At 40.8% G+C, this 24594-nt stretch carries 24 protein-coding genes, 5 tRNA genes and 1 riboswitch; of the genes, 22 read left to right on the top strand and 7 right to left on the bottom strand.

The genetic code is table 11. The annotated features are described in order from the left end of the window. Nucleotides 1-114 precede the first annotated feature (114 nt). The 5 genes from Q0C76_RS06075 to Q0C76_RS06055 all read left to right on the top strand — a co-directional run bounded on the left by Q0C76_RS06075 (nt 115) and on the right by Q0C76_RS06055 (nt 5582). The gene (locus Q0C76_RS06075) at nt 115-558 is read left to right on the top strand and encodes a MerR family transcriptional regulator (protein ID WP_295730974.1); all 444 of its coding nucleotides are present in this window, start codon (nt 115-117) and stop codon (nt 556-558) included. A gap of 68 nt (nt 559-626) precedes the next feature. Continuing rightward, on the top strand, nt 627-971 hold the full coding sequence (locus Q0C76_RS06070) for a hypothetical protein (protein ID WP_295730971.1): 345 nt from the start codon (nt 627-629) through the stop codon (nt 969-971). A gap of 70 nt (nt 972-1041) precedes the next feature. Beyond that, a complete protein-coding gene (locus Q0C76_RS06065; protein WP_295730968.1) occupies nt 1042-2208 on the top strand; it encodes an MFS transporter in 1167 nt (388 codons plus the stop codon). A 185-nt stretch (nt 2209-2393) separates the two neighbouring features. Further along, nucleotides 2394-4226: a ribonuclease J1 gene (locus Q0C76_RS06060; RefSeq protein WP_295730965.1), complete on the top strand. Its 1833-nt coding sequence runs from the start codon at nt 2394-2396 to the stop codon at nt 4224-4226. 132 nt (nt 4227-4358) lie between these two features. Continuing rightward, a complete protein-coding gene (locus tag Q0C76_RS06055; protein ID WP_295730962.1) occupies nt 4359-5582 on the top strand; it encodes a CPBP family intramembrane glutamic endopeptidase in 1224 nt (407 codons plus the stop codon). Nucleotides 5583-5715: 133 nt separating this feature from the next. Here Q0C76_RS06055 and Q0C76_RS06050 read toward each other — a convergent pair whose 3' ends face one another. Then, a complete protein-coding gene (locus tag Q0C76_RS06050; protein ID WP_295730959.1) occupies nt 5716-7251 on the bottom strand; it encodes a multicopper oxidase family protein in 1536 nt (511 codons plus the stop codon). 210 nt (nt 7252-7461) lie between these two features. Here Q0C76_RS06050 and Q0C76_RS06045 point away from each other — a divergent pair, with 210 nt between their 5' ends. The 3 genes from Q0C76_RS06045 to Q0C76_RS06035 all read left to right on the top strand — a co-directional run bounded on the left by Q0C76_RS06045 (nt 7462) and on the right by Q0C76_RS06035 (nt 9502). Beyond that, nucleotides 7462-7929, top strand: a complete 468-nt coding sequence (locus Q0C76_RS06045) for a universal stress protein (protein ID WP_295730956.1) — start codon at nt 7462-7464, stop codon at nt 7927-7929. Nucleotides 7930-8108: 179 nt separating this feature from the next. Beyond that, complete coding sequence (locus tag Q0C76_RS06040) at nt 8109-8792, top strand: VIT family protein (protein WP_295730953.1); 684 nt, start codon at nt 8109-8111, stop codon at nt 8790-8792. A gap of 17 nt (nt 8793-8809) precedes the next feature. Then, nucleotides 8810-9502, top strand: a complete 693-nt coding sequence (locus Q0C76_RS06035; protein ID WP_295731002.1) for a VIT family protein — start codon at nt 8810-8812, stop codon at nt 9500-9502. A 119-nt stretch (nt 9503-9621) separates the two neighbouring features. Here the strand turns inward: Q0C76_RS06035 and Q0C76_RS06030 are convergent, their stop codons facing one another. Continuing rightward, the gene (locus Q0C76_RS06030) at nt 9622-10527 is read right to left on the bottom strand and encodes a cation diffusion facilitator family transporter (protein WP_295730951.1); all 906 of its coding nucleotides are present in this window, start codon (nt 10525-10527) and stop codon (nt 9622-9624) included. Nucleotides 10528-10663: 136 nt separating this feature from the next. Between Q0C76_RS06030 and Q0C76_RS06025 the strand changes: the two genes are divergently transcribed. From Q0C76_RS06025 to Q0C76_RS06010, 4 genes are all read left to right on the top strand, one after another. After that, nucleotides 10664-11317: a metal-dependent transcriptional regulator gene (locus Q0C76_RS06025; RefSeq protein WP_295730948.1), complete on the top strand. Its 654-nt coding sequence runs from the start codon at nt 10664-10666 to the stop codon at nt 11315-11317. 93 nt (nt 11318-11410) lie between these two features. Beyond that, a complete protein-coding gene (locus tag Q0C76_RS06020) occupies nt 11411-12163 on the top strand; it encodes a threonine/serine exporter family protein (protein ID WP_295730946.1) in 753 nt (250 codons plus the stop codon). Nucleotides 12164-12174: 11 nt separating this feature from the next. Further along, nucleotides 12175-12630 (top strand): threonine/serine exporter family protein, encoded by a 456-nt coding sequence (locus tag Q0C76_RS06015; RefSeq protein WP_295730944.1) that lies wholly within the window; start codon nt 12175-12177, stop codon nt 12628-12630. 77 nt (nt 12631-12707) lie between these two features. Beyond that, the gene (locus Q0C76_RS06010) at nt 12708-13382 is read left to right on the top strand and encodes a phosphatase PAP2 family protein (RefSeq protein WP_295730942.1); all 675 of its coding nucleotides are present in this window, start codon (nt 12708-12710) and stop codon (nt 13380-13382) included. Nucleotides 13383-13409: 27 nt separating this feature from the next. Here Q0C76_RS06010 and Q0C76_RS06005 read toward each other — a convergent pair whose 3' ends face one another. Then, on the bottom strand, nt 13410-14213 hold the full coding sequence (locus Q0C76_RS06005) for an alpha/beta hydrolase (RefSeq protein ID WP_295730940.1): 804 nt from the start codon (nt 14211-14213) through the stop codon (nt 13410-13412). A 40-nt stretch (nt 14214-14253) separates the two neighbouring features. Between Q0C76_RS06005 and Q0C76_RS06000 the strand changes: the two genes are divergently transcribed. From Q0C76_RS06000 to Q0C76_RS05980, 5 genes are all read left to right on the top strand, one after another. Beyond that, entirely contained in the window at nt 14254-14712 is a 459-nt protein-coding gene (locus Q0C76_RS06000; protein WP_295730937.1) for a GNAT family N-acetyltransferase, read from the top strand. A gap of 40 nt (nt 14713-14752) precedes the next feature. Further along, nucleotides 14753-14929, top strand: a riboswitch (Lysine riboswitch). A 62-nt stretch (nt 14930-14991) separates the two neighbouring features. After that, entirely contained in the window at nt 14992-16470 is a 1479-nt protein-coding gene (locus Q0C76_RS05995; RefSeq protein ID WP_295730934.1) for an amino acid permease, read from the top strand. A gap of 179 nt (nt 16471-16649) precedes the next feature. Continuing rightward, complete coding sequence (locus Q0C76_RS05990; protein ID WP_295730931.1) at nt 16650-17291, top strand: deoxynucleoside kinase; 642 nt, start codon at nt 16650-16652, stop codon at nt 17289-17291. Between the two features lie 53 nt (nt 17292-17344). After that, nucleotides 17345-17417, top strand: a tRNA-Val gene (locus Q0C76_RS05985). A 5-nt stretch (nt 17418-17422) separates the two neighbouring features. After that, nucleotides 17423-17505, top strand: a tRNA-Leu gene (locus Q0C76_RS05980). A 211-nt stretch (nt 17506-17716) separates the two neighbouring features. Here Q0C76_RS05980 and Q0C76_RS05975 read toward each other — a convergent pair. Together Q0C76_RS05975 and Q0C76_RS05970 are read right to left on the bottom strand one after the other, a co-directional pair. Then, nucleotides 17717-18613: an IS3 family transposase gene (locus Q0C76_RS05975; protein ID WP_295730928.1), complete on the bottom strand. Its 897-nt coding sequence runs from the start codon at nt 18611-18613 to the stop codon at nt 17717-17719. 242 nt (nt 18614-18855) lie between these two features. Beyond that, a complete protein-coding gene (locus Q0C76_RS05970; protein WP_295730925.1) occupies nt 18856-19146 on the bottom strand; it encodes a helix-turn-helix domain-containing protein in 291 nt (96 codons plus the stop codon). Nucleotides 19147-19366: 220 nt separating this feature from the next. Here Q0C76_RS05970 and Q0C76_RS05965 point away from each other — a divergent pair. The 5 genes from Q0C76_RS05965 to Q0C76_RS05945 all read left to right on the top strand — a co-directional run bounded on the left by Q0C76_RS05965 (nt 19367) and on the right by Q0C76_RS05945 (nt 21572). Beyond that, nucleotides 19367-19438 (top strand) — tRNA-Gly (locus tag Q0C76_RS05965). A gap of 5 nt (nt 19439-19443) precedes the next feature. Continuing rightward, nucleotides 19444-19517 (top strand) — tRNA-Arg (locus tag Q0C76_RS05960). Between the two features lie 77 nt (nt 19518-19594). Then, nucleotides 19595-19668, top strand: a tRNA-Pro gene (locus Q0C76_RS05955). A 262-nt stretch (nt 19669-19930) separates the two neighbouring features. Further along, nucleotides 19931-20371: a hypothetical protein gene (locus tag Q0C76_RS05950; RefSeq protein ID WP_295730922.1), complete on the top strand. Its 441-nt coding sequence runs from the start codon at nt 19931-19933 to the stop codon at nt 20369-20371. Between the two features lie 337 nt (nt 20372-20708). Then, complete coding sequence (locus tag Q0C76_RS05945) at nt 20709-21572, top strand: YitT family protein (protein WP_295730918.1); 864 nt, start codon at nt 20709-20711, stop codon at nt 21570-21572. A gap of 66 nt (nt 21573-21638) precedes the next feature. Here the strand turns inward: Q0C76_RS05945 and glnA (Q0C76_RS05940) are convergent, their stop codons facing one another. Both glnA (Q0C76_RS05940) and glnA (Q0C76_RS05935) read right to left on the bottom strand, forming a co-directional pair. Continuing rightward, nucleotides 21639-22964 (bottom strand): type I glutamate--ammonia ligase, encoded by a 1326-nt coding sequence (glnA, locus tag Q0C76_RS05940; RefSeq protein WP_295730915.1) that lies wholly within the window; start codon nt 22962-22964, stop codon nt 21639-21641. Nucleotides 22965-23252: 288 nt separating this feature from the next. Further along, the gene (gene glnA / locus Q0C76_RS05935; protein ID WP_295730913.1) at nt 23253-24578 is read right to left on the bottom strand and encodes a type I glutamate--ammonia ligase; all 1326 of its coding nucleotides are present in this window, start codon (nt 24576-24578) and stop codon (nt 23253-23255) included. Nucleotides 24579-24594 lie beyond the last annotated feature (16 nt).

Raw genomic sequence — 24594 nt, 5'->3', positions numbered from 1 at the left:
ATTGGCAATAACAAGTAATATAGAACTATCACAGATCTTTGTCAAATTATTTGACAAAGATCTCAGGAAAGCTATTATTAATGATAAAAGATTTATGAAATGGAGGATTGGTTCGTGAAATCCTTAGCTAAGGAGTTACATCAAACATTCTTTAATGACAAATTACAGATTACGTTAAGCGAGCTTAGTGAAGCCTGCGGAGTATCACCAAGTCAAATTCGCTATTGGGAGAAAAAAGGTTATATTCAGTCGACTCAAAACAAGAAAAACCAAAGTCATAAATATACATTCAAAGCATTAAGCGTGGTAATGGGGATTAAGTATTATTTGGATCAAGGGTACACATTATCCACGGCCTTTACAAAACAGCAGCAACAGCGGAACATTATTCGCTGTGTAAAAAGTTTTGCAGTTAATCGAATTCAGGACATTAAATTAAATGGTCAACTGGTTGAAATTGACTTAGGGCCATTGAAAGATGAGCCATTGAAACATGTGGTGGCAATGGTTGAGTCAAATGGTGATACTAAATTAGAATTAAAATCAGCCGAGAATTAATTTAACGAAAACGTTCTCACGGTGTTATTCTGAAGATAGTGATAGATTTAATGAAGGGAATGACTAAAGTGAGTGAGCAATTAGTTGATTATGCAACGCTTGATGATGAGGCTAAAGAGCAAGCACGGCAAGATTTTATTAACTATTATGTTCGACAATTCAAAGTTGATAATTTGGAAGTGATTTCTAGTTTAGCGGATGACCGTGACTTAGCAATGGTCAATCACTTGTTAGAAGAAAATCGATATCAAACAGTTGATCAGTTAATTCCACTATGTGAACGAATGGTCGCTAATTCGTTTGATCTCTTGATTGACAAGCTGGGGGCTCAATTTCAATTAAATGGCGAACCGCAGCAAACATGGTCAGCTTGGGAACAGGCAATTCACGATCAATTACCAGTGGAAGATTAGTTTTGAAATTGTACGGGAGTGTGGTGATTAAGTTTGACACACTCCCGATTTTAATAATGGAGTGCAGCAAATGAAAAATTCATCTGTGTATAGCAGAGATGTCATCATAGTCATGGCAGCATCATTCTTCTTTATGTTTAGTACCATGTTTGTAACACCGTTAATGAATGGTTACGCCCGTAATTTAGGGGCCAGTGCAACATTTGCTGGAATCATCGTCGGCATTATGAGCATTGCGGCAATGTTTTTACGACCGGTCGCGGGGAACCTTACTGACCGCTATTCGAAATTCAGTTTGTCATTGATTGGCGGCATTCTGATTTTAATAGGGGTGGTTGGTTATGTCGTCACGCCCAATAGTGAGTGGCTACTATTGTTCCGTTTAGTCAATGGAACTGGATACGTATTAGATACAGTTTGTATGACTACCTGGTTAGCTTACTTGGTTCCTCGGGAACACGTTGGTGAAGCAATGGGGTTTTATGGACTCATGAATGCGCTAGCGATGGCGATTGGACCAGCAATTTCAATTAATATTTACCGACAGGTTGGTTTTCGCCATGCGATGTTATTATCAGCATTGTCGGCATTAATGATGGTGATTATGATTCAGTTTGTTCAGCGAAAAGGGCGCCCCAATATTAGCCGGCGGAGTAAGATGCATTTTAAAATCATTCAGCGGGATGCGTTACCAGTGGCCATTTTAATTACGCTCTTTGCGTTACCGTATTTTGCTACTCAAGCGGATATTGTTACCTATGTTACCCAACGGCGACTTGATGTGGCGGTTGGCGCATACTTTTTAATTTATGCGGTAATTTTGTTGGGCCTCCGAATTATCTTAAAAAATTTGTTTGATACAGTCAGCTTTGGTTGGTGGTTAATGATTAGTACACTAGCGACTGCCTTTTATCTCATGATGCTCGCAATTATGAAAAGTAATTGGCAAATGGCGCTTGCCGCAGCAGGGATGGCAGTTGGCTATGGCATTATTTATTCGGTTTTGCAATCAACGGCCCTGCTTTTGGCGCCGTTGAATGAACAAGGACTGGCTTCATCGACATTTTATTTAGGAATGGATATTGCAATGTCGTTAGGACCAATTCTAGGTGGAATTATTGATACAATTTTTCCAATTCGTTGGTACTATCCCGTAATGTTTGTCCTGGTCCCATTGATTCTAATTGTTTATGCTATTTATCACCGTCCGTTAAACCACGCAATTCGGAATCATTAGTTGATGGTTCTTCTCAAGAAATTACACTTGTGGTAAACTAACGTTAGTTACTCTGAACGGAAAAATATAACGAGTTTGTTTCACATATAAATAAATCAGTAGCCATTTGATGGGCTACTCTTTTGCCATACCCTTTTAAGGGCATACATACAAGTTATAAATTTAAATATCAAAGGGAAGGTATTATGCAAAAGTTAAAGATCAAAAATAATGAAGTTGCTTTTTACGCAGTTGGTGGGCTAGGTGAAATTGGTAAAAATATGTACTGTGTTCAATTTCAAGACGAAATTGTCATCATTGACTGCGGGGTATTGTTCCCAGAAGACGAACTGCTGGGTGTTGATTATGTTATTCAAAATTATGACTACTTAATCGAAAATAAAGAGAAGATTAAGGGGATCTTCATCACACACGGTCACGAAGACCACATTGGTGGATTACCATTCTTTTTGCAGAAGGTAAATGCACCGATCTATGCTGGACCATTTGCAATGTCACTGATTAAGGGCAAATTGGAAGAAAAACACCTGCTTCGTGATGCTGAATTACATGAAGTGGATGAATTTGATACGGTGCACTTTAAAAAGCTATGGGTAAGTTTCTTTAGGACGACCCACTCCATTCCGGATACGCTTGGGGTAGCAGTCCATACACCACAAGGAACCATTGTTCAAACGGGGGACTTTAAGTTTGATCTAACACCAGTTGGTAATTTACCGGCACCAAACTTCCAACAAATGGCGAAGTTAGGTGAAGACGGGGTGTTACTTTTAACTTCTGACTCGACAAATGCCGAACGGCCACAATTTACCAAGTCTGAACGGTGGGTTGATATTCACATCCGACGCGTTTTTGAACGGATTAAGGGGCGGATTATTTTTGCCTCATTTGCTTCCAATGTTTATCGATTACGGGAAGCAGTCGATGCTGCGTTAAAGCAGGGTCGAAAAATTGCGGTCTTTGGTCGGAGTATGGAAAATGCAATTGAAGCGGGTCAACGGCTCGGTTATTTGAAGATTCCAGAAAAGTCATTAATTGATCCGAATGAAATTAATTCCTATCCACCAGAAGAAGTTATGATTATGTGTACTGGTTCGCAGGGGGAGCCAATGGCAGCACTCAGTCGGATTGCCAATGGTAACCACCGGCAAATTAGTATCCAGCCAGGAGACACGGTAGTATTCTCCAGTAATCCAATCCCTGGGAACACGATTAGTGTGAATGCACTGATTAATAAGCTCGAGGAGGACGGTGCCGAAGTCATCCATGGCTACGTTAACAACATCCACACTTCTGGTCACGGGGGCCAAATTGATGAAGAATTGATGCTGCGCTTGATGAAGCCAAAATTCTTCGCTCCAGTTCATGGTGAGTTTCGGATGCAAAAAATCCATACGAAATTAGCGCAATTGACTGGTGTACCAAAGGATCATTGTTTTATTTTACAAAATGGTGATGTTTTAGCCTTAACGAAAGATACGTGTCGAATTGCGGATCATATTGACAGCATGGGTGACGTCTACATTGACGGTCGTGATGTTAATGACTCAGTTGGTAATCCGGAAATTCGTGAACGGCGGATGCTTTCTGAGGAAGGAGTTGTTACAGCAATTGCGGTCATTGATATGAAGGACAAGCAGATTGTCGCAGGACCCGATATTGTTTCACGGGGCTTTGTTTATATGCACGAATCCCAAGAACTAATTAAGGCGGCTAATCATGAAGTTTTCTGGGCAATTCTTAATACCTTTAAGAACCACGCTCATGCAGATCGGCGGGTAATTAATCGAACGATTGTAAGCCGGCTGCAGAAATTGCTTTATCAACGGACCGGACGGCGACCAGTTATCATACCAATGGTCACAATTTTGAATGATGAGAAGCGTAAAGAAGTTGGAAGTCGTCGTGAGCATCGTGGTAGCGGTCATCATCGTAATTACCGAGGACACCACTCATCACGTGAAAAGCAGAATCATGAAGCAAAAGAGCATCAATCCAAGACTCCGGTAACGGAATAAACTAAAAGCGCACGAGAAATCAAGTGATTCTCGTGTGCTATTTTTATGCCAATCCCAAATTAACCTTTTGATTAGTTTCGTAGTTTGTTATTATCGAAGTAGCAATTATTTTTTTGAAATGGAGGAACTAAAATGTCAGGAAGAGATTACCTCCACATTTGGTATTTAGCCCAGTCAGCAGTAATTTTATTCCTATTACTTTTGATTGGGGCTTGGGAAGCCTATCATGGAATTAAGCTGGTGGTTGTCATTATTCCGGTGGCCTTAATAATGTTACTGGCGATGGTCAGTGCCATTTTAGATCATCAACCCAAGTGGCTATTATTGATTAATCGCTGGTTACAGGCAATTTGTCAACCACTCATCTTAACGATAATTTGGGGAATGGTTACCCGGATTTTGATTGTCCGTCTCCAATTACCAGCACGGGGGATTGTTGCCTTAGGTATGATTTATTATGTGGTAATGTTTGCGCCGTTTGCCAGTGAGATTGGTGGTCAGCTTCAGTGGACAGTTGGTCGAATTATCTACCTTTTTTGGTGGATGAATACTGTATTGGCAATGGAAATCGCGTTTCCACTTAAATTTGCCGGTCCCCACGCTTTTGCGGTTTTAATTACGACTGGTGCAGTGGGAGCAATTGCCTACTTTGTCATGGTGACGACTGTCATGCGGGCCTGGAAATTATCATGGCCAGGCATTAAGCCCCAATTTGGTTGGGGGTTTAGCTGGTGGGTTCTCCTAATCCTCATTCTAGTTGATCTTTGGTTTACTTACTGGAATGCTTATGGAACCGGTAACCGCTGGCAAAATATCTTAACAGCATATGATTTCGCGTGGAAGCGGCCGACTGGGACGTTAACGATGCAAGCCTTTGAAGCCGGTGTGGCGGAGGAAACGCTTTGTCGATTTGGCTTCTTGGGATGCTTGTTGTACGCATTTCGCCAGTTTAAAAATCGAATTCCCATTGCGGTGGTTATAAGTTCCGCATTGTTTGGATTAATGCACTATTTTAATTTAATGGGCCAGAGTTTTTCAATGACCACGGTTCAAGTGCTGAGTGCATTTTCGATGGGGATGTTTTTTGCCGTTGTCTATTTGTATACTGGACAACTCTGGATTACCATGTTAATGCACTTTTTACTGGACTGGACTAGTTTTACGGTTTCTGGAACATCGGTTATGACTGGAGCTGCTGGAACGATGGATTGGGTAACATTGGCGGTTGAAATGATTCTGTTTATTGGAACTACCATTTGGATGATGTTTGGTCCACGGCGTCAGGTAATGAAGCGTCACGCTGACCGATTAATTGGGGAAGATCAACATTTTGGTTTTCGCTTAGAATTTAATTAACACGAACAGCATTGTTAATATGATTGATTCTGAATTTGAGTAAAAAAGAGCGCTTCACCGTTCGGCTGCTGCCGAGCACTGGAGCGCTCTTTTAGTCTGTGTTATTAGGATTTGGTCTTGAAATGAGCTAATTTTACATTGTTTCGCCCATCTTTTGATATGAATCCATGCCACCAAGCCACAGTTGATCCATCGAAACCCCGCGTTCTTTAGCAAATGCTTTCATCAGGGTCATGTGGTTCATTAAATGATATTTTTTATCTGGATCTGCGGGATCAATAACTTTGATTTGGGCCATCATGCCGCCATCCTCGTGTTCGATGATATGGCAATGATACATAAAGACTCCAGGAACGTTAAACCAAACTTTAATGCGTACGTGTTCTTGCGGGTTGACTACTACGGTGTCTTTCAAACCAGTTTCATTTGGCAATGGTGCCTGTCCGTTTCGTGAAATAACGGTAAACGCACAACCATGCATGTGGTATGGATGAATCATTCCAGGACGATCATTTGTATTTTCAATATCCCAGATTTGGACTTTCTTCATTGGCATTTCATAATCAATTCGATCCATCTTAAATTTCTTACCATTCATCGCAACGGACTCATCGCAACCATCTAGTGTGACATAGTGGATTCCTAAGTCTTGATCAACAGCTGGGTCTGGCGTGGTAAACAACTGCTCAGGAATGTTGGTATTGTCAGGGGTAAACTGATGAATTCGGAAGTGAATCAATGGTGTATCATCGCTATACAAAATGACCTCATCACCAGGTTGATATTGACCAAAGTCGACTACAATTTCTTGCCGTTCTGCGGCTGTAATCATTAATTTAGTCATTTTTACTGGGTGGGGAAGAAGGCTTAAGTCGCCGGCAATTTGAGTGAATGGTAAATTGTCGGAGAAATGCAGGCGCCATTCGCGTCGGTTGGCACCATCCAAAAATCGCAAACGAACCTTTTGGGTAGTGACGTCAAAGAAAGGATTAATAGTCCCGTTAATCATTGGAGTTGGACCCATCACACCGTCTGGATCATAATCAGCCCGATAGTCCCATTGGTTATGATCGTGAAAGTGGCGGTCTTGGAGAATGACTGGAAGATCATCGACACCATAATTCCGCGGTAACGGTAAGCTGGCTTCATGATCGTCCTGGACGATCGCTGCTGCAGCTAGGCCATGCCAAACCTGTTCAGCAGTGGATGGACAAGGGTGGGCGTGCAACCAAACCATCGCTGCTGGTTGATTAATTTTAAATGTAATGTCGCGACTTTCTCCAGGATAGACAGGTGCATGACAACCGCCGTCTTCAATGGGGCCGGGGATAGCTAATCCGTGCCAGTGAAAAGTCGTCACTTCTGGCAAATGATTAACGAGATGCATGTGGATTGTTTTACCCTTTTTAAAAATAACGGTTTTGCCCAGTAAGGGAGCATTGTATCCCCAAGTTTTGGTCTTTGCTCCTGGCAAAAGCTGAACTTCACCTGTTTGTGCAACAATGGTGTAGTACATATCAGTGGCCGTTTCTTGATCTGGCTGAAGAATTTCCGGCACGTTTAATGGTTGTTGTGAGGTAGTTGGTTCCTCGAGTGGAATATAACCACCATCATGATAGTCATAGGCTGGTTCATCGTAAAAGTAATGATTAATAATCTGATTAGCCATGCTGAAGCCTCCTTAATTAGTTACAGGTCTATCATACTCCTTTGTTGCAAAACTTTAAGGAAGATTTTGCTGTTTTTAAAAAAGGTTTAGGCGACGCTAAAAAATATCATTTACAAAACAAAAATAAGTAGTAGTATGGTTAATGGAAACTTGTTGAAATCAGTTCATGATAAAAAAGTGACTGATTTGTGAAGAGAGGGGAAAACATTAATGTTTAAGATTGAACCGAAAAAATTTAACAAGATTTTGGTTGGCGTTGACGATGCACCAGATGCGCGTGCAGCATTTTCATATGCGGTCGACAAGGCCAAACGTGATGGTTCTGAAATTGGGATCGTCTCTGTCTATGAAACTAATGAAGTGAACGTTTACCAAGCTTTGGATCGAGACTATGTTCACTCTAGCCGTGAAGAACTTAAGAAACGGATTAATGAATATGTTGAAGCGGCCATTGATTATGGTGTGGACCCGAAGAAGATTACAGCCATTATTGATGAAGGAGATCGTCCTGCTGAACGGATTTGCAATCATGTTATCCCAGAATTCCATCCAGATCTATTAGTAGTTGGTTCGATTGGCAAACCAGGCAATCGTCATACAGTTGGCTCACAGGCTTCATACATGGTTAAACATTCTGGTACTTCTGTTTTCGTCATTCGCACGGAATCCGAAAAATAAATCAGTAATTAGTTATTAAATAATAAGAAAGGACGTTGTCACCAAAACGGACAACGTTTTTTATATGTATAATTAATTTAAAACGGTTCTAATATATATAACTAATTACTGCAAAATGCTTTCTTTTATTAATCAGTTAGTTTATAATGGTTCTAAAATAGTTCAAGGGAGTTAGCAAAATGGCAAAGAAAATGTCATTATCACAGAAAATTAATGTCATCCGGGCGACGGTGATGGGTGCCAACGATGGAATTATTTCTGTTGCGGCAATTGTTATCGGAGTCGCAGCAGCAACTAATAATAGTTATTCCATTTTGATTTCTGGACTTTCGGGAAGTTTAGCCGGAACCATTTCAATGTGTATGGGGGAGTATGTCTCAGTAAGCAGTGAAAAAGATTCACAGCGAAAAGCAATTGCTGAAGAAAAGGAACGTTTAAACCTTAATCCGGCAGGCGAATTTCACTATGTTAAACAAAAATATTTAGACCAGGACATCGATCCAAAGTTAGCTGAGCAAGCGACTCAAGAATTAATGGATAAGGATGCCTTAGTGACTGGTGTCCAAGAACGTTATGGGTTTAATCCGCGTGAATTTACGAGTCCCTATGCGGCCGCAATTTCGTCCTTTATTTCTTTCCCGTTAGGTTCAATTTTACCAATGCTAGCGGTTACTTTATTTCCACCAGAGTTACGAATTCCGGCCACTGTTGGGGCGGTCACCATTGCTCTAATTATTACTGGATACTTGGCAGCGGTTTTGGGTAATAACCCTAGTCGACTGAAATCTGTAGTTAGAAATACCATTTCTGGATTACTGACGATGGGAGTCACATTTCTCATCGGAATGTTATTGAAACGCTAGTCGGGGGAATATAAATGATGGAAAGTAAACGTACGAATAAACCCAAACAAACCATGCAAGAGAAACTTAATACCCTGCGAGCAGGGGTGCTTGGCTCGAATGATGGGATTTTAACGGTTGTTGGTGTCTTGGTTTCGGTAGCGGCGGCCACAACGGATAAATTCACAATCTTTATTGCAGGACTTTCTGATCTCTTAGCTTGCGCGTTTTCAATGGCGTGTGGAGAATATGCATCAGTTAGTACTCAAAAAGATACGGAAACTTCCGCAGTTGATCGGGAAAGTAAATTATTAAAGACGGCTTATCAAGATGAACTTGATGCAGTAACTAAGCATTACACAGACAAAGGTGTATCAATAGCCACTTCGCAAGCGATTGCTCGCGATTTGTTAGCCAAGAAACCATTAGAAACGGTAGTGCGAGTAAAGTATGATATTGAATTGGGACACTATTTAAATCCTTGGGATGCAGCCTTTGCTTCACTATTTGCTGCAGCAGCTGGTGGTCTCTTACCATTGATGGCCATGACGTTTGTACCCGGTAATGGTAAGTGGGTAATGACGATTCTTGCGGTCGCCTTAACCAGTGCTTTGACTGGATTTATTAGTTCAAAGTTAGGAAACGGTTTGGTTAAGATTGCAGTGATTCGCAATATTGTGATTGGTCTCATTACGATTACCATTCACTATGGTGTCGGTAAATTATTTTAAGATCATTAGAACAATTCAAAAACGCCTAATTAGCAGGCCTTTCTGCTAATTAGGCGTTTTTGGATGACCATAATAGGACACTATTTGCTGGCGTGATGAATTGGTCGCTACTTTCTCAATTATTGACAAAGATGAACTTCATCATCATTAGTATCAAACATTTTTTCGTCACGTCCCCGTTGACATTCAGCTTGGAGAGTGATGTGGCTAATGTTATATTTAGTGCTAAGCAATTGTTCAATTTGGTGATAAATCGGTTCACATTCACTAATTTTCATGTCTCGACAGTTGATATGTGCGGAAAAAATAATGCGGTGTTCATCCATTGACCAAGCATGAATATGGTGGATATTTTTAACACCTTCAATTGCTAGAATATCGTGTTCAATTTGTTCATAATTTAACTGCGGTGCTGACTGCATTAAAATTTCAATGGTCTTTTTAACGATCGGCCAGGCTTCGAATGCAATGTAAATCGCAACGGCAATTGTTAGCAACGGGTCGAGCCATGGAACGTTGACGTACATTAAGATGATTGCCCCAATTATGACAGCAACCGAGGAAAGGCTGTCGCTTAGAACGTGAAGATAGGTTGCCTTAATATTGAGACTATCATGGCTTCCTTCATGAAGGAGGATCGCTGATAAGAGATTAGCGATTAAACCAATAATGGCAACGATTAACATTACCTTTCCGTTAATCGGGGTCGGCTTTTCTAAACGTTGAATGGCTTCGACAATCAGAAAGATTGACATTACAATCAAGAAAAGTGCATTGAGGAAAGCAGAAAGAATTTCTGCCCGACGATAGCCAAAAGTTCTTCGGCTGTTTTCTGGCTTACCAGAAATCGTTTGCGCAAAGTATCCCATCACAATTGAGAGCGAGTCGCCAAGATTATGAAAGGCATCTGATAATAACGCTAAACTGCCTGAAACTACTCCACCAATAATCTCGACGACTGTAATCGTGGCATTTAAAAGCGTCACGGCCAAAAAGCGGCGACCATTAATTTCATGTTTATCCATTAATTCTGGACTCCTTTAAAAATATTTATAACAAAAAAGTTAGGTAATCCAAATTTGTTGACTTAATAATATGATATAATCGTTTTGTGTTCAACTTAAAATATAAATTAGAATGAAAGAAGGCTGATGGCGATCCATGACGCCAATGAAAGAAGATTACCTGAAGATTATCTTTGAACTTGGCGGAGGCAAAAAGAAGGTCTCCAACAAAGACATTTCACTTGGACTGGGAATTGCGGCCGGTTCAGTAACCGAAATGATTTCAAAGCTTTCGGAAGAAGGATTAGTCGCACATGAACCTTATGCAGGAATTTCACTAACTCCTAAGGGAGTTCAACTAGCAGCAGAACTTGTACGGAAACATCGCCTCTGGGAAACTTTTTTGGTGGATAAGCTGGGTTACAATGTCGCAGATGTCCATCCTGAAGCGGAAGTATTAGAGCATAAAACGAGCGACCGGCTTGCGACTGCACTAGACAGTTTTTTAAACCATCCCAAAAATTGTCCGCACGGGGGAGTCATTCCTTCAGCCGATGGGCACTTTTCTGATGTTAGTCATCGATTATTAGCGGATGGCCAGGATGGTGAAGAGGTTATCATTGAACGGTTCCTAGATAATCATGAATTGCTAACTTATTTAGCGGATCTGGGATTGCATTTACATGATCGCCTGCGAATTATTAAACATGAACCTTTCGAAGGACCGATTGTGGTTGAACGGTTAGCGGATCAAAGCCAGATTATGGTTTCGTTTAAAGCTTCACACAACATTTTTATTAATGAAGTATAATCAGATTTCAAAGGGGGTTGGTGCATGCCAGCCTCTTTAATCTGTTATGAGATTTTGTTTGTTACCCACAAGCAAAGGAAAGGTGGTTAAGTCATGACGGCATATAATTCGAGTCAATTAGCAATTAATTGCGCGTTATTGGCCGGACAATTGCTCATTGAAAACGGTGCAAATATGGAACGGGTTAATGACACAATGTATCGGATTGCAGAAAATGCTGGGCTCCATGCCTTTCAAGCCTTCACTACAGTTACCGGGATTGTGGTTTCTGCAGAACATCAATCGAATGCTCAGGCTGTTGATATTCGTGCTCGTCACAATGACTTAAGCAAGGTGGCACGGGTGAATGAAATTTCGCGTCAATTTGCAACTCAAGAGATCAGTTTGAGCGAAATGTATAATCAACTCAAACGGGTTGATAAAGGAACTCCACAGCTATCAGTATTAACTCAATGTATTGGGGCAGCGGTATTAAGCCTGACTTTAATGATCGTTTTTACTGGAGACTTCCGTGATAGCTGGGCGGCATTTATCATTGGTGGCGCTTGTTACTGGGTTTATCTTTACTTACTGCGAAAATTTAAAGTTAAATATATGGGTGAATTTGTGTCTTCCTTGTTAATTGGCGGGTTGGCAGTTTTAACAACTGAACTCGGCTGGACTGGTAATTTGAATGACATCATTATCGGCAGTGTCATGCCATTAGTACCCGGCGTGCCATTAACGAACGCCGCGCGAGATTTAGTTTCAGGCAACCTAATTAGCGGACCAACCCGGGCCCTTGAAGCAATTATTACTGCGATGGCAATTGGGTGTGCAATTGTGATTGTTTTACGTTATGCATAGGAGGAATTCCGATGATTTGGCATTTAATTTTGGAATTTATTTTAGCGGATGTCGCAACCATTTGTTTTGGAATCCTCATGAATATTCCGCATAAGGCATACCTACCAGGGGGAATTATTGGGGGAACGGTCTGGATTTTTTATATCTTGATGTACTATCATCTTCATTTAGGATTAGCGATGAGTAATTTGCTGGCCGCAATTGCTATCTCAGTGCTCAGCCTAATGGCGGCACGACGCTTCCGTTTACCCATGATTATTTTCAATGTTCCGGCGTTAGTTTCTTTTGTGCCTGGCGGACAGTCTTACCAAGTGGTGAGAAACTTTGTGCTTGGCAATAATGGAACCGCAATGTCGTATCTTTACCAGGTCATCGTGATTGCTGGGGCCATTACACTTGGATTTGGGCTAGGTGATGTTATTAATGCAGCATTGCACTATCGACCAAAAAAATGGAAAAATCGGTAATGATCTGGTTAAGAAATCATTAGTCTGGATAAATGTATGTTATACTCAACAGGATAAATTCAACAGGAGACGAAGTTATGTTAATTGAAAAAGATTCAGGACGGTGGAAACGCCTCATTGTTAGTGGTGTCTTGTTCATTGTGGTTGCGGCAATGATTTATAAAAATTCCATGTTAAGCGGCACGATTGATACGGTCCTTCAAGCACTTTTCGCTAGTTCACATCCCAATGTTCATTCAGGCGGACGGACGCTAATGGTTTTGATTAGCTTTTTGGGTAGTCCCAAGATGGATTTAGTTTGGACTTTTATTATTGCATTCTTTCTGTGGGGCTTTAAGTATAAAATTCCTGCTTTATGGGCGATTTGCACTGTTATTGGTGGTGACGCTTTAGGCTTTATTGTGAAGCACCTGGTTAAAAGAGCGCGTCCAGCTCAACATATGGCTAAGGATGACGGATTCAGTTTTCCTAGTGGGCACGTTCTCGGCTTCTTTTTGGTAGCTGTAGTGCTTTTTCTCGTAGTGATTCCACTTTTTAGAAGTGCCGCGTTAAGGGTGATCTGTCAGTTATTATTAATTGTCTTTGTTGCACTGCTGGCAGTGTCCCGAGTCTACTTGTTAGCACATTATCCATTTGATACAATTGGCGCGATGCTACTAGGTTATGCTTGGCTACAAATTGCTGAATACCTCTATATTTTCTTTGCACCACGAATTAGTAATTGGCGAATTGTTCATCATTCATACTACTAAAAAATGCCGGGTTAACCCCGACATTTTTTAGTAGTTTAGTAACCATTCATCGGCCAGCGCGACCCAGTGGGCAACGTGTGGCTGATCACCATCCCGATGATGAGCAACGAGCTGATTAGCAATATCCATGCCGTGTGGCCCGTGAGTGAATAAGTGTATTTCCTGGGAAATATTAAATTTTTTCAATGCCAAAGCATAGTTAAATGAATTTTGAACCGGAACGAACGGATCATCCAGAGTGTGCCAAATAAATGTTGGAACATTTGCTTCATTGACATGGTAGCTTGCGCTGTATTTTTGAGGATCGGCTGTCCATTGAGAGATCGTATGCGAGTCAGCTGGGAAACCCGCATCCAGGTCAATGACGGGATAGCCTAGAACAATTTTGGTTGGCTGTAAAATTTGATTGGGACAATGGCATAGTTGACTGAACCATTTAGTAGACCAATAGTCATTATAAAGTGCTGTAACATGTCCACCAGCAGAAAAACCGAGGATAAAGAGCTGGTCACTTAAGCACCATTCTGCTTGTTTTTGTTTCACAGTCTTAACGGCCTGGGCGAGATCAATTAATGGTTGGGGATATAATGGTGTTTGCTCAGACAAAAATGTGTAGCGCAAGATGAAAACTTGGTATCCACGAGCAGCAAAGGCAATCGCGGTTTTTTCGGTCTCTTCTTTAGGAATGTGGGTCATTGAGCCACCCGGCACAATAATTAATGGTGGAAATTTCTGCCAAGGACTATGTGGGGTCGGTGTTTGGAGATAGGCAGTTAGAGTTGCATGAGTAGCGTGGCGTTCATTCTGTAAAGGTAGCTGGATAATTTTCATTTTTGATTCCTTTCCAAGTAAATTATTAAGGGTAATTATAGTGGAAAATCAACAACAAGCAAAACAGAACATTAGCATTCGAAGATTGACGGTTGATGATCAGCCAAAACTATTGGCGTTATTGCAGGATCGTCAATTAGCAGCCAGTGCTGGGCTTCAATTAAGTGCTGATTCACAATTTCAACGGTGGGTGATTCAAAATTGGCTAATACAAGCGGAACTATATGGAATCTGGCATGGAAGCCAGCTGGTGGGAGTTGTTACTATTTTCCCATATCAAAATGGCGGTGAGATAGGCTATTTTATTCAACCATCATTTCGGCATCAGCATATTATGACGATGGCCGTCGGTAAAGTGCTACAAGTAACCCAATTTAGAGTTATTAGAGCGGAAGTCGCTGTGAATAATGTTGCATCTCAACATGTGCTGATAACCAATGGCTTTAAGTTAAAAGCCAATTTACCGCAGCTCTTCCAGTATTACTGGCTGGGAAATTAGCTTTGCGCGTTCCACGTTTTCATGTATAATGGGAATGTTATTAAAGAGAAGAGGATGCAGTCGTTATGAGTATTTCCCGTTAATAGTGGGTAAACACTGACGGATTAAGAAATGAACGACTGCCGAAATTATGGTTAATTTACCATGACCATAATTGGGTCGTATTGTGAAAGCATGCGAACTGTCGTAAGGATATTTACGGGGCGCTTCAAAGATTATACTAGCAATGGTCTTCTTTTGAGTGCGCTCAGAAGAAGTTTTTTTATTTGGAGGATTATCGTGACAAAAGAGACAGCTAACCACGGTCAAGTTCATCGTTCACTGAAAACTCGTCACTTATCAATGATTGCGCTAGGCGGTTCGATTGGGACTGGATTATTCATCGCAAGCGGCTCAGCAATTACGTCAGCTGGGCCTGGTGGAGCATTAATTGCTTATACGATTATGGGGATTATGGTTTATTTTTTAATGACCAGTTTGGCAGAAATGGCAACCTACATCCCATTGACAGGTTCGTTTGCGGCATATGCTAGTAAATTTGTCAGTCCCGCCCTGGGGTTTGCGCTTGGGTGGAACTATTGGCTGAATTGTGCAATTACCGTTCCCGTTGAGGCGACAACAGTGGGATTAGTGATGAATTTTTGGTTTCCCCACGTTCCTTCCTGGGTGTTTAGCGGAATTACATTTGCGTTAATTTTTCTCATTAATTACTTATCTGTTAAATCATATGGAGAGACAGAATTCTGGTTAGCGCTGGTTAAAGTGATTACAGTGATTGTGTTTCTAATTGTTGGTGTGCTAGTCATTTTTGGTATTATGGGCGGTCGTGGACCAGTTGACCTACAAAACTTTACATACAAGAAAGCGCCATTTGTTCACGGAATTTCTGGAATTGTGAACGTCTTCCTAGTTGCTGGATTTTCTTTCCAAGGAACAGAAATGATTGGGATTGCTGCTGGTGAATCAGAAAATCCAGAAAAAAGTGTTCCAGAAGCGATCAAATCAACCTTCTGGCGAATTTTGTTATTCTACATTTGTACAATTTTCGTGATTGCATGTATTTTGCCGTATACTGACAAAAACTTGCTGAGTTCAGATGTTACCGATATTGTTACGAGTCCGTTTACCCTTGTTTTTAAACGGGCTGGTTTAGCAGCGGCGGCGAGTGTGATGAACACGGTCATTTTAGTAGCAGTTCTTTCATCCGCCAATTCATGGATGTATGCCTCCACCCGAATGCTCTTTTCGCAGGCTCGCGAAGGATTTGCATGGCGGATGTTTGGCTACGTTAATAAGCGGGGAATTCCAATTTATGGTTTAGTTGGAACCACGGTTGTCGGGTTGTTAATTTGGTTTACCCAGTTCATTGGGCCACAAGCTTACAATTATCTAATTGGTGCTTCAGGATTGTCTGGATTTATTGCCTGGTTAGGAATTGCGATTAGTCATTATCGGTTTCGGCGAGCCTTTGTGAAGCAGGGACATGATGTTAGTGAATTGAAGTATCATGCGTCGCTATTTCCGTTTGGCCCGATTTTTGCTTTCATTTTGTGTGTTGTCGTCATTTTGTGTCAAAATTTAGATGCTTTTGTAAAATTTGATTGGCAAAGTATTGCTGTGACCTACATGACGATTCCAGTATTTATTGTTCTATATCTGTACTATAAGTTAAAATATGGCAGTCACCTCATTCCGTTAGAAAAGGTTGATTTATCACGGAAAACGAAAGGTGAAAGTTACGAAGCAGAAGATAACTAGAAAAGAGTGCTGAAATTTATTTTCAGCACTCTTTTGTTTCACTTGAATTCAGGTGTGATGATGAATGATCATAGAAAATCAGTTGATTAATTAATTCAACATTGTCAGCAAACCAAATCATTTAATGATACAATGTTCTTTGTCGCTTTAAATAATTTTAATGGAGGAATTGATTCGTTATGATCGTGTTAGCAGGAACCATCGGGGCAGGAAAGACGAGTTTAACTAAAATGTTGGCACAGCATTTAAACAGCCAACCCTTTTTTGAGTCTGTAGATGACAACCCAATTTTGCCACTCTTTTATAAAGATCCACAAAAATATGGTTTTTTGCTGCAGATTTACTTTTTAAATCGCCGATTAGATGAGATTAAGGATTCCTTTACGAATGATTTGAATGTCTTAGATCGGTCAATCTTTGAAGATTCATTATTGTTTCGGTTGAATGCGGATTTAGGACGGGCCACCCATACTGAATCAGATATTTATACCTCATTATTGGATAATATGATGGAGGAACTTCCTGATGAACAGCATCAAAAGGCTCCGAGTTTGTTGATCCATATTCAAGTATCTTTTGAAACCATGCTGAAACGCATTAAAAAGCGTGGTCGTTCGTTTGAACAAATTGATAAGGATCCGAGCTTATATAATTACTATCGTGAATTGAATGAGCGTTATCGGAAGTGGTATGAACAATATGATGCGAGTCCGAAGATGGTCATTAATGGTGATCAGTATGACTTTGTTGAAGATGACGTGGCGGCAGCTGAAGTTTTAAAACTAGTTGATCGAAAGTTAACAGAATTGAATCTTAAATAATGCTTGACGAGGAAAGTGAAGTAGCTTAAACTAATTAAAGTTACTTTGATTTTGGAGGATTAGCTCAGTTGGGAGAGCATCTGCCTTACAAGCAGAGGGTCACAGGTTCGAGCCCTGTATCCTCCACTTTTGCGGATATGGCGGAACTGGCAGACGCGCAAGATTTAGGTTCTTGTGTCTTTATGGCGTGGAGGTTCGAATCCTCTTATCCGCATTTACTAGGGTTCATCAACCTTATTAATCCTTGATATATCAACGCTTTATGTGGGTATATTAAGGATTATTTTTGTTTATTTAGGTATATTATGCACACAGTTGTGCACACGCTTTTTTACCGTGTGCACGGAATTAAACTAAGAAGAAGTTGTATCGATTGATTTGACGGCCTTGAAGTGCAACAAAAAAGTTAGACAAAAATTGAATAGTTAAGACGCTAAGGTATGATTTCGATATTCCACCGGGGTCATACCTTTTGTTTTTAATGAAATTCGTTTGTAGTTAAAGTAATGAATATATTGTCTTGAAAGCTTTTTGAGTTCTACTAGGTCTTTGCATGGTGGAAATCCATCCAGCAGTTCCGTCTTGAACAGATGGAAGAAGCTTTCGATAGGCGCATTGTCTAAACAATTTCCCTTACGGGACATGCTTTGCACAAAGTGATGATCAGTCAATCTTTGCGTATAGTAATCCAACTGGTAGTGCCATCCTTGATCGGAGTGAATGATCGGGTGCACATGATCAGGTAAATTGGTAATTAACTCCTTGAAGGTATTGATGATTAACTGTTGATTAGGGTGAGAACTGATTTGAAATGCCAGGACTTCCTTGCTTGCCTCATCATTGACTGAAGAAATGTAGGCCCACTGATTATTGGCTAGTCGAATCTGAGTAACATCCGTATGCAAGACTTGATAAGGCCGAATTTGATCAAACTTCTGGTTCAATAAATTATCCGCAATCTTACCCATTTGTCCTTTGTAAGATGAGTATTTACCATTTCGATGACGATTAAATAGCGTTACTTGAACATTCAATTCAGCCATTAACTTATTCACAGTCATGTCAGCCAAATGAATACCCATTGCGCGCAACTGGTGGTTCACGCGACGATAGCCATAGGTCCACCGCCCCCGAACACAGCCTTGCTTAGCAATCCGAAGGATTGTTCGTTTTACATCTGCATACTTATCGTGCTTATTAGCAAGACGTTTGCGTTCATCATAATAGGTTGCCTTTTTCAGGTGCATTATTTGGAGAATTGCACTAACTGGATATTGTTCTTCCTTGGGTAAAACTGATTGATCTGCCCTGATCTGATCCACTATTTGTGTTTTCTGTCTGGCCTTGAGGGTCCGAACAGGGTCAGCGATTTTTTTAAGACGTCACGCTCTAACTTGGTTTGATGAAGTTCTTGATTTTTCTGTGCTAGCTCTTCCTTCAAGCGTTCTATTTCTGTTTTATTAACTAGATGACGCATTTTCTTCTTAGAATGATTCACTTTGGGGTTCCTACCTTTGTGGTGAGGTTTCAAAGCTTCAATTCCATCGTTTTGAAACTGTGAACGCTATACAGAAATCTGAGATGGCAGCACATCAAATCGAGCAGCAACTGAAGTCATCGATTCCTCGTGAGTTTGGTAGTAGTCTATCACATACAATTTAAAATCTACACTGAAAACACGTTTACTTTTGCGATGCCGAAAGGCATCGATTCCTTGAAGACGAAAGCGTTGAACCCATTCATTAATACGCTGGCTAGAAACATGATATTTGTTGGCTAAATCATTAAGGCTGTGGGAGGTTGCCAGATATTCGTGAACAATTTGCGATTTAAACTCTGCTTGATATTTTGTCATATAAAAATGCCTCACAATCGTTAGAACTTTGTTTAACAATTATGAGGCACTTCACCTTTGTGCCCGCCTTTTTTTGTATGCTAAAATTAGGTTTTAAAAAGATCCTAACCTGCTGATGCAAAATTACGTTATTTTTTAATTTTTGATATTGACGGCGCTCAATAAAACTAGTATCATTAAAAACTGTTGAAGGAGTTCAACAGTTGAAAAATTATTTGATGCGGAAGTAGTTCAGTGGTAGAACATCACCTTGCCATGGTGGGGGTCGCGGGTTCGAATCCCGTCTTCCGCTTTTTTGCACCCATAGCGCAATTGGATAGAGTGTCTGACTACGAATCAGAAGGTTGCAGGTTCGACTCCTGCTGGGTGCATCGTCTTATCTGCGTGGCAGGATTCTTTCGAGAATTTGCTGCGCTTCTTTTATAAGTGACATAAGACGTGGTAATTTCGGAAATTAGCTCAGCTTGGTAGAGCGCTGCGTTCGGGACGCAGAGGTCGCAAGTTCGAATCTTGTATTTCCGATTGATAGATAGTAAGAGCTGTTATAGCAAGGTAATAAAGCCTTGCTATAACAGCTCTTTATGTTTATAAAACTAGATGGGTGCTTTACTGATGCTGACTATCAATAAGAGGCAAGAGAATTAGTGCAAAGCAATCGTCCAGTAACAGTGGACAGAATTTTAGGTGGATTTTTCAAAACGGTATAATCCATGATAGAGCAGTTTTTGACAATTAAATAGAATCATGGGAAAATACATTTCGATTCGTGAATGGGAGGATTAAAATGAAAAAAATTATTACTATGTTAGCAGGGGCTGGACTGATTTTGTCACTAACCGCGTGTGGAAATCAGCAGAATTCAGATTCCAATCAAAGTCAAGCAACTGAGAACTCACAAACGTCCACTAAAGCTCAATCAAGCCATCATACCAATAACAGTTCTAAAACTAATCAAAATAGTCAGAATCAGTCATTAACAAGTTCTACTAGCCAAAGCAGTCAGGCTAAGACGATGACAACCAGTCAGGTTATCGCACGGGTAGCTCAGCTAAAGAATGTGAATCTAAACGGTGGTGATAAAATTTATGTAACTCCAACTGGAACGCCAAATGTTTTTAAGATTTATATTAAGGGAGCTAATCAGGATCCACAGGTGGATAGTATTGTGGATCACTATGTCTATAATGGAAATACGGATGTCCTGTCGCAAGCGACTGATCGCTAAAAATTACCAAAGAGGTTGTGACATAAGCTCTATAACTGAGCTGAAGGACGAATAGCGCAGTGCACAAATGATCTCTAACGCCCGGCAAAGTCGAACACTAGAGACCTATTTGTGATTGCGGGGGCGTGAAAACGAAGTCATAAATGACTTCTGTCACGCTCCCTTTTTTAATGGTTAGATTATGGGTTGATTCTCTAAAAAACATTGACCTGGGGGATACTGGTTCCATTTTGAATAATTGACATTAAGTTATTAATCAAAAAGTGCTTACCCGTCTTTTTAAAGCGCTTTCGAAATGCTAAAATAAGGACGAACGCAAACGAAAAGAGGGATTGTTATGGCCAGAAAGCAAAAGACAGAGGTTTTGGAAACAGTCAAACGAGTTTGGATTGCATTAGTATATGGTGTGATGTCAGCAGTGGGCGTTAACATGTTTTTGATGCATGCCAATTCTTATTCATCAGGTCTACTGGGGTTATCGCAACTATTGCAAACGATTTTTTTGCTTTTCCATGTCCATGTCAGTATGAGTTTCTTGATGGCCATCTTCAATATTCCCTTGTTTATCTTCGCCTGGCGCGTTTTTGGAATGCGCTATATCCTTTTTTCCGGTTTAGCAGTCTTAGCTAACATTGTGTTTCTTGCTGTTATTCCGAAGGTATTGTTGGTCACAGAGCCCCTTACGAATACGCTAGTTGGCGCTTCCCTAATTGGGATGAGTGTTGGTTGGTGTTTTAACAATGGCTTTACGACAGGTGGGGTAGATATTCTAGTTACCTACTGTCAGAAACGTTTTCATAAAAATGTTGGCATGTTCGCCAATGTTATTAATGGGTTTATTTTACTGGGTGCAGTAATCTTTTTTGGCCCAGGAAGAATTGTTTATAGTTTAATTGGAATGTTAGTAACCAATGGCTTGATGGACTATATGTACGTTTCACAAACTGATGTTAGTGTCACAATTTATACTAAGCACGCTCAAAAGCTTATTAAACCTTTGCAGGGATTTGCACATGGTGCAACCTTATTGCATGGTACTGGTACTTATACAGGTGAACCTACTGATATTATCTTGGTAGTAACGCCACGAGGACAACTGGCGTTTATTAAGAAAATGGTTAAGTCGCTTGACCCTGAAGGGTTTATTAGTATTCAGCGTTCTGATGTTGAACTAGGGAAATATCGTCATTATTCAATGTAAAAATTAAGCCGTAGGCAAGCACCAATCAATAAAGGTACTGGCCTACGGCTCTTTAATTAGTTGATTTTAAGCATTAAAGTAATGCTTGTGTTCCCACGTTGTTACGTTGGTCTTGTATTCTAACAATTCTTGCTTCTTAAAGCCTGCAAAGAATTCAACAAATGTTGAGCCCAGGGCATGAACGAGAATTGGGTCGTTTTCCAAATTAGCGATTGCTTGATCTAAAGAACCTGGCAATTCAGTGATTTGCGCCTTGTCTCTTTCAGCAGCATTCATCTTGTAAATGTTGCGTTCAACTGGAGCCGGAGCATCAAGCTTATTTTCAATTCCATCAGTACCAGCAGCCAGAATTGCAGCGATAAAAATGTAAGGGTTAGCTGACGGATCACCAGAACGTAATTCTAGTCGAGCTACTTTACCTCGCCCAGCAGGAATTCGTACTAACGGGGTCCGGTTATCAGTAGCCCAAGCGATGTAGGTTGGGGCTTCATATCCAGGAACCAGCCGTTTGTAACTGTTAATGGTTGGGTTAGCAACAGCAGTAAATGCAGGGGCGTGTTTTAATAAGCCAGCAAGGTAGTGTAAGGCCGTTTTGGAAAGGCCCTTGGTGCCGTTTGGATCGTCAAAGGCATTTGTTTGACCATTAAATAAAGATTGATTAAGGTGCATTCCGGAACCGTTAATCCCAGTAATTGGTTTTGGCATAAAGGTCGCTGCTAAGCCGTGCTTTTTAGCAATTTCTCGAACCACTAGCTTAAAGTATTGGATTTTATCAGCAGTGTGTAAAGCATCGTCAAAGCGGAAATCAATTTCATGTTGACCGGCAGCAGCTTCGTGATGGGCGGCTTCAATTGAGAAGCCCATAGCCGTTAAAACATTCGTAATATCACGGCGGCAAGCTTCACCAGCATCTTTAGGTTCTGTATCAAAATAAAAGGCATCATCATTAACTGTCATCGTTGGCTGACCATTTTCATCCCGTTTAAATAAAAAGAATTCAGGTTCGGCACCGATGTTGAGCGCGTCAAAGCCCATTTTCTTGACTTCATCAAGGTTTTTATGAAGAATCCCACGGGGATCACCAGCATATGGCGTGCCATCAACATTATAAACGTCGCAAATCATGGCCGCTGTTTTGTCAGTACCTTCTGTCCATGGATAAATCACAAAAGTTGATGGATCAGGTTGAAGATACATGTCGGCATGTTCAATTGGTAGAAATCCGGCAATGGAAGAACCGTCAATCTTAATTTCATTATTTAGAGCATCGTCTAAAAGTGCGATTGGAATTTCAATATTTTTAAAAGCGCCTAAAGCATCCGTAAAGCTCATCCGTAAGTAATGAATATCTTCATCCTTAGCGATTTTTTTAACATCAGTAGCAGTTAACATGATTGAATCTCCTTTAATCCTTAAATTGGTCTAACAAAAAGTATGGGGATATACTAATACGAAAACTTAGGCTTGTGAATAGTTTTTGGTAAAGCAAGTAAAAGCTAAAGTGAAAACGGTCTACATGGTTAAAATAGTAATTGATCAAAGGGGAATCCGATTAATTAAATAAAGATATCAAAAACCAGCAAGGCGGAGATTAAGACCTTGCTGGTTTAAAGGAGAAATGTATGAATGTGTAATCAGAATGGATCAATTAGTAGGAGAAAAATATTAACGATGCGTTAGTTAGTTATCAAAGTATTGCTTGTGTTCCCAATCAGTAACGTTAGTTCTGTAATTATCAATTTCTTGTTGCTTTAATTCGGTAAACTTGTCAACGAAGTAGCTGCCAAGAGCATTCTTAATCACTTCATCATTATTCAGGTCGTTAATGGCTTCACTTAAGGAACCTGGTAGTTCAGTGATGTTAGCATCCTTTCGTTCTGCAGCCGTCATCTTGTAGATGTTACGTTCAACTGGATCTGGAGCCATGATCTTCTTGTTAATACCGTCAATTCCAGCAGCCAGAGCGGCAGCAATTGCGATGTAAGGGTTAGCAGTTGGATCACCAGAACGTAATTCTAGCCGGGTAAGTTTACCACGACCCGCTGGGACACGAACCAACGGTGTCCGGTTGGAAGTTGACCAAGCAACGTAGGTTGGGGCTTCGTAGCCAGGAACTAATCGTTTGAAACTATTGATCGTTGGGTTGGCAACCGCGGTAATTGCCTTTGCGTGGGCAAGAACTCCACCTAAGAAGTAGAGTGCAGTGTCGGAAAGTCCCTTTAAACCATCAGGGTCATCAAACATGTTTTCACCGTTCTTAAAGAGTGACATGTTTAAGTGCATTCCAGAACCATTAATTCCCGTAATTGGCTTTGGCATGAAGGTTGCACAGAGACCAAAGTCTTGGGCAATCCGCCGAATGGTTAGCTTAAAGTATTGAACGTTATCAGCGGTGTAGAGTGCTTTGTCATACTTGAAGTCAATTTCGTGTTGACCCGCAGCGGCTTCGTGGTGGTCAGCTTCAACGTCAAATCCCATTTCTGTTAAGGTATTTGCAGTTTCACGCCGGCAAGCTTCACCAAGGTCCTTTGGTTCGAGGTCAAAGTAGAATCCATCATCGTTAACCTTCATTGTTGGGTTGCCATTTTCATCGGCTTTAAAGAGGAAGTATTCAGGTTCAGCACCGATGTCAAAAGTGTCAAATCCCAACTCTTTAACTGCGTCTAATTCGCGCCGCAGGATACTCCGTGGATCACCAATAAATGGCGTGCCATCAACATTATGAACGTCACAAATCATTGAAGCCGTCTTGTTTTTGTCAGCAACCCAAGGATAAATCTTCCAAGTGTTGGTGTCTGGATAAAGATACATATCAGCGTCTTCAATTGGTAGGAACCCTTTAATTGAAGAACCATCAATTTTAATCTTATTGTTTAAAGCATCCTCCAAAAGGGCGATTGGAATTTCGATGTTCTTGAGAGCACCAAGTGCGTCAGAAAAGGTCATCCGTAAGTAGCGAACATTTTCTTCTTTAGCGAGTTTCCGTACATCATCAGCTGTAATCATAATTAGTTACCTCCCT

The organism is uncultured Limosilactobacillus sp., from assembly GCF_934202705.1.
In the GTDB taxonomy this organism is placed as follows: Bacteria; Bacillota; Bacilli; order Lactobacillales; family Lactobacillaceae; genus Limosilactobacillus.
Note: the sequence above shows the minus strand (reverse complement) of the source record. Positions and strands in the feature narration are given on the sequence as shown.

What these genes read in the sequence shown, in the direction of transcription:
- Q0C76_RS06025 (WP_295730948.1), top strand. Translation starts at nt 10,664, where the DNA reads ATGACGCCAATGAAAGAAGATTACCTGAAGATTATCTTTGAACTTGGC.
- Q0C76_RS06015 (WP_295730944.1), top strand. Translation starts at nt 12,175, where the DNA reads ATGATTTGGCATTTAATTTTGGAATTTATTTTAGCGGATGTCGCAACC.
- Q0C76_RS06055 (WP_295730962.1), top strand. Translation starts at nt 4,359, where the DNA reads ATGTCAGGAAGAGATTACCTCCACATTTGGTATTTAGCCCAGTCAGCA.
- Q0C76_RS06035 (WP_295731002.1), top strand. Translation starts at nt 8,810, where the DNA reads ATGGAAAGTAAACGTACGAATAAACCCAAACAAACCATGCAAGAGAAA.
- Q0C76_RS06065 (WP_295730968.1), top strand. Translation starts at nt 1,042, where the DNA reads ATGAAAAATTCATCTGTGTATAGCAGAGATGTCATCATAGTCATGGCA.
- Q0C76_RS06005 (WP_295730940.1), bottom strand. Translation starts at nt 14,213, where the DNA reads ATGAAAATTATCCAGCTACCTTTACAGAATGAACGCCACGCTACTCAT.
- Q0C76_RS05945 (WP_295730918.1), top strand. Translation starts at nt 20,709, where the DNA reads ATGGCCAGAAAGCAAAAGACAGAGGTTTTGGAAACAGTCAAACGAGTT.
- Q0C76_RS06050 (WP_295730959.1), bottom strand. Translation starts at nt 7,251, where the DNA reads ATGGCTAATCAGATTATTAATCATTACTTTTACGATGAACCAGCCTAT.
- Q0C76_RS06040 (WP_295730953.1), top strand. Translation starts at nt 8,109, where the DNA reads ATGGCAAAGAAAATGTCATTATCACAGAAAATTAATGTCATCCGGGCG.
- glnA (WP_295730915.1), bottom strand. Translation starts at nt 22,964, where the DNA reads ATGTTAACTGCTACTGATGTTAAAAAAATCGCTAAGGATGAAGATATT.
- Q0C76_RS05950 (WP_295730922.1), top strand. Translation starts at nt 19,931, where the DNA reads ATGAAAAAAATTATTACTATGTTAGCAGGGGCTGGACTGATTTTGTCA.
- Q0C76_RS05970 (WP_295730925.1), bottom strand. Translation starts at nt 19,146, where the DNA reads ATGACAAAATATCAAGCAGAGTTTAAATCGCAAATTGTTCACGAATAT.
- Q0C76_RS06030 (WP_295730951.1), bottom strand. Translation starts at nt 10,527, where the DNA reads ATGGATAAACATGAAATTAATGGTCGCCGCTTTTTGGCCGTGACGCTT.
- Q0C76_RS05990 (WP_295730931.1), top strand. Translation starts at nt 16,650, where the DNA reads ATGATCGTGTTAGCAGGAACCATCGGGGCAGGAAAGACGAGTTTAACT.
- Q0C76_RS06045 (WP_295730956.1), top strand. Translation starts at nt 7,462, where the DNA reads ATGTTTAAGATTGAACCGAAAAAATTTAACAAGATTTTGGTTGGCGTT.
- Q0C76_RS06060 (WP_295730965.1), top strand. Translation starts at nt 2,394, where the DNA reads ATGCAAAAGTTAAAGATCAAAAATAATGAAGTTGCTTTTTACGCAGTT.
- Q0C76_RS06010 (WP_295730942.1), top strand. Translation starts at nt 12,708, where the DNA reads ATGTTAATTGAAAAAGATTCAGGACGGTGGAAACGCCTCATTGTTAGT.
- glnA (WP_295730913.1), bottom strand. Translation starts at nt 24,578, where the DNA reads ATGATTACAGCTGATGATGTACGGAAACTCGCTAAAGAAGAAAATGTT.
- Q0C76_RS06020 (WP_295730946.1), top strand. Translation starts at nt 11,411, where the DNA reads ATGACGGCATATAATTCGAGTCAATTAGCAATTAATTGCGCGTTATTG.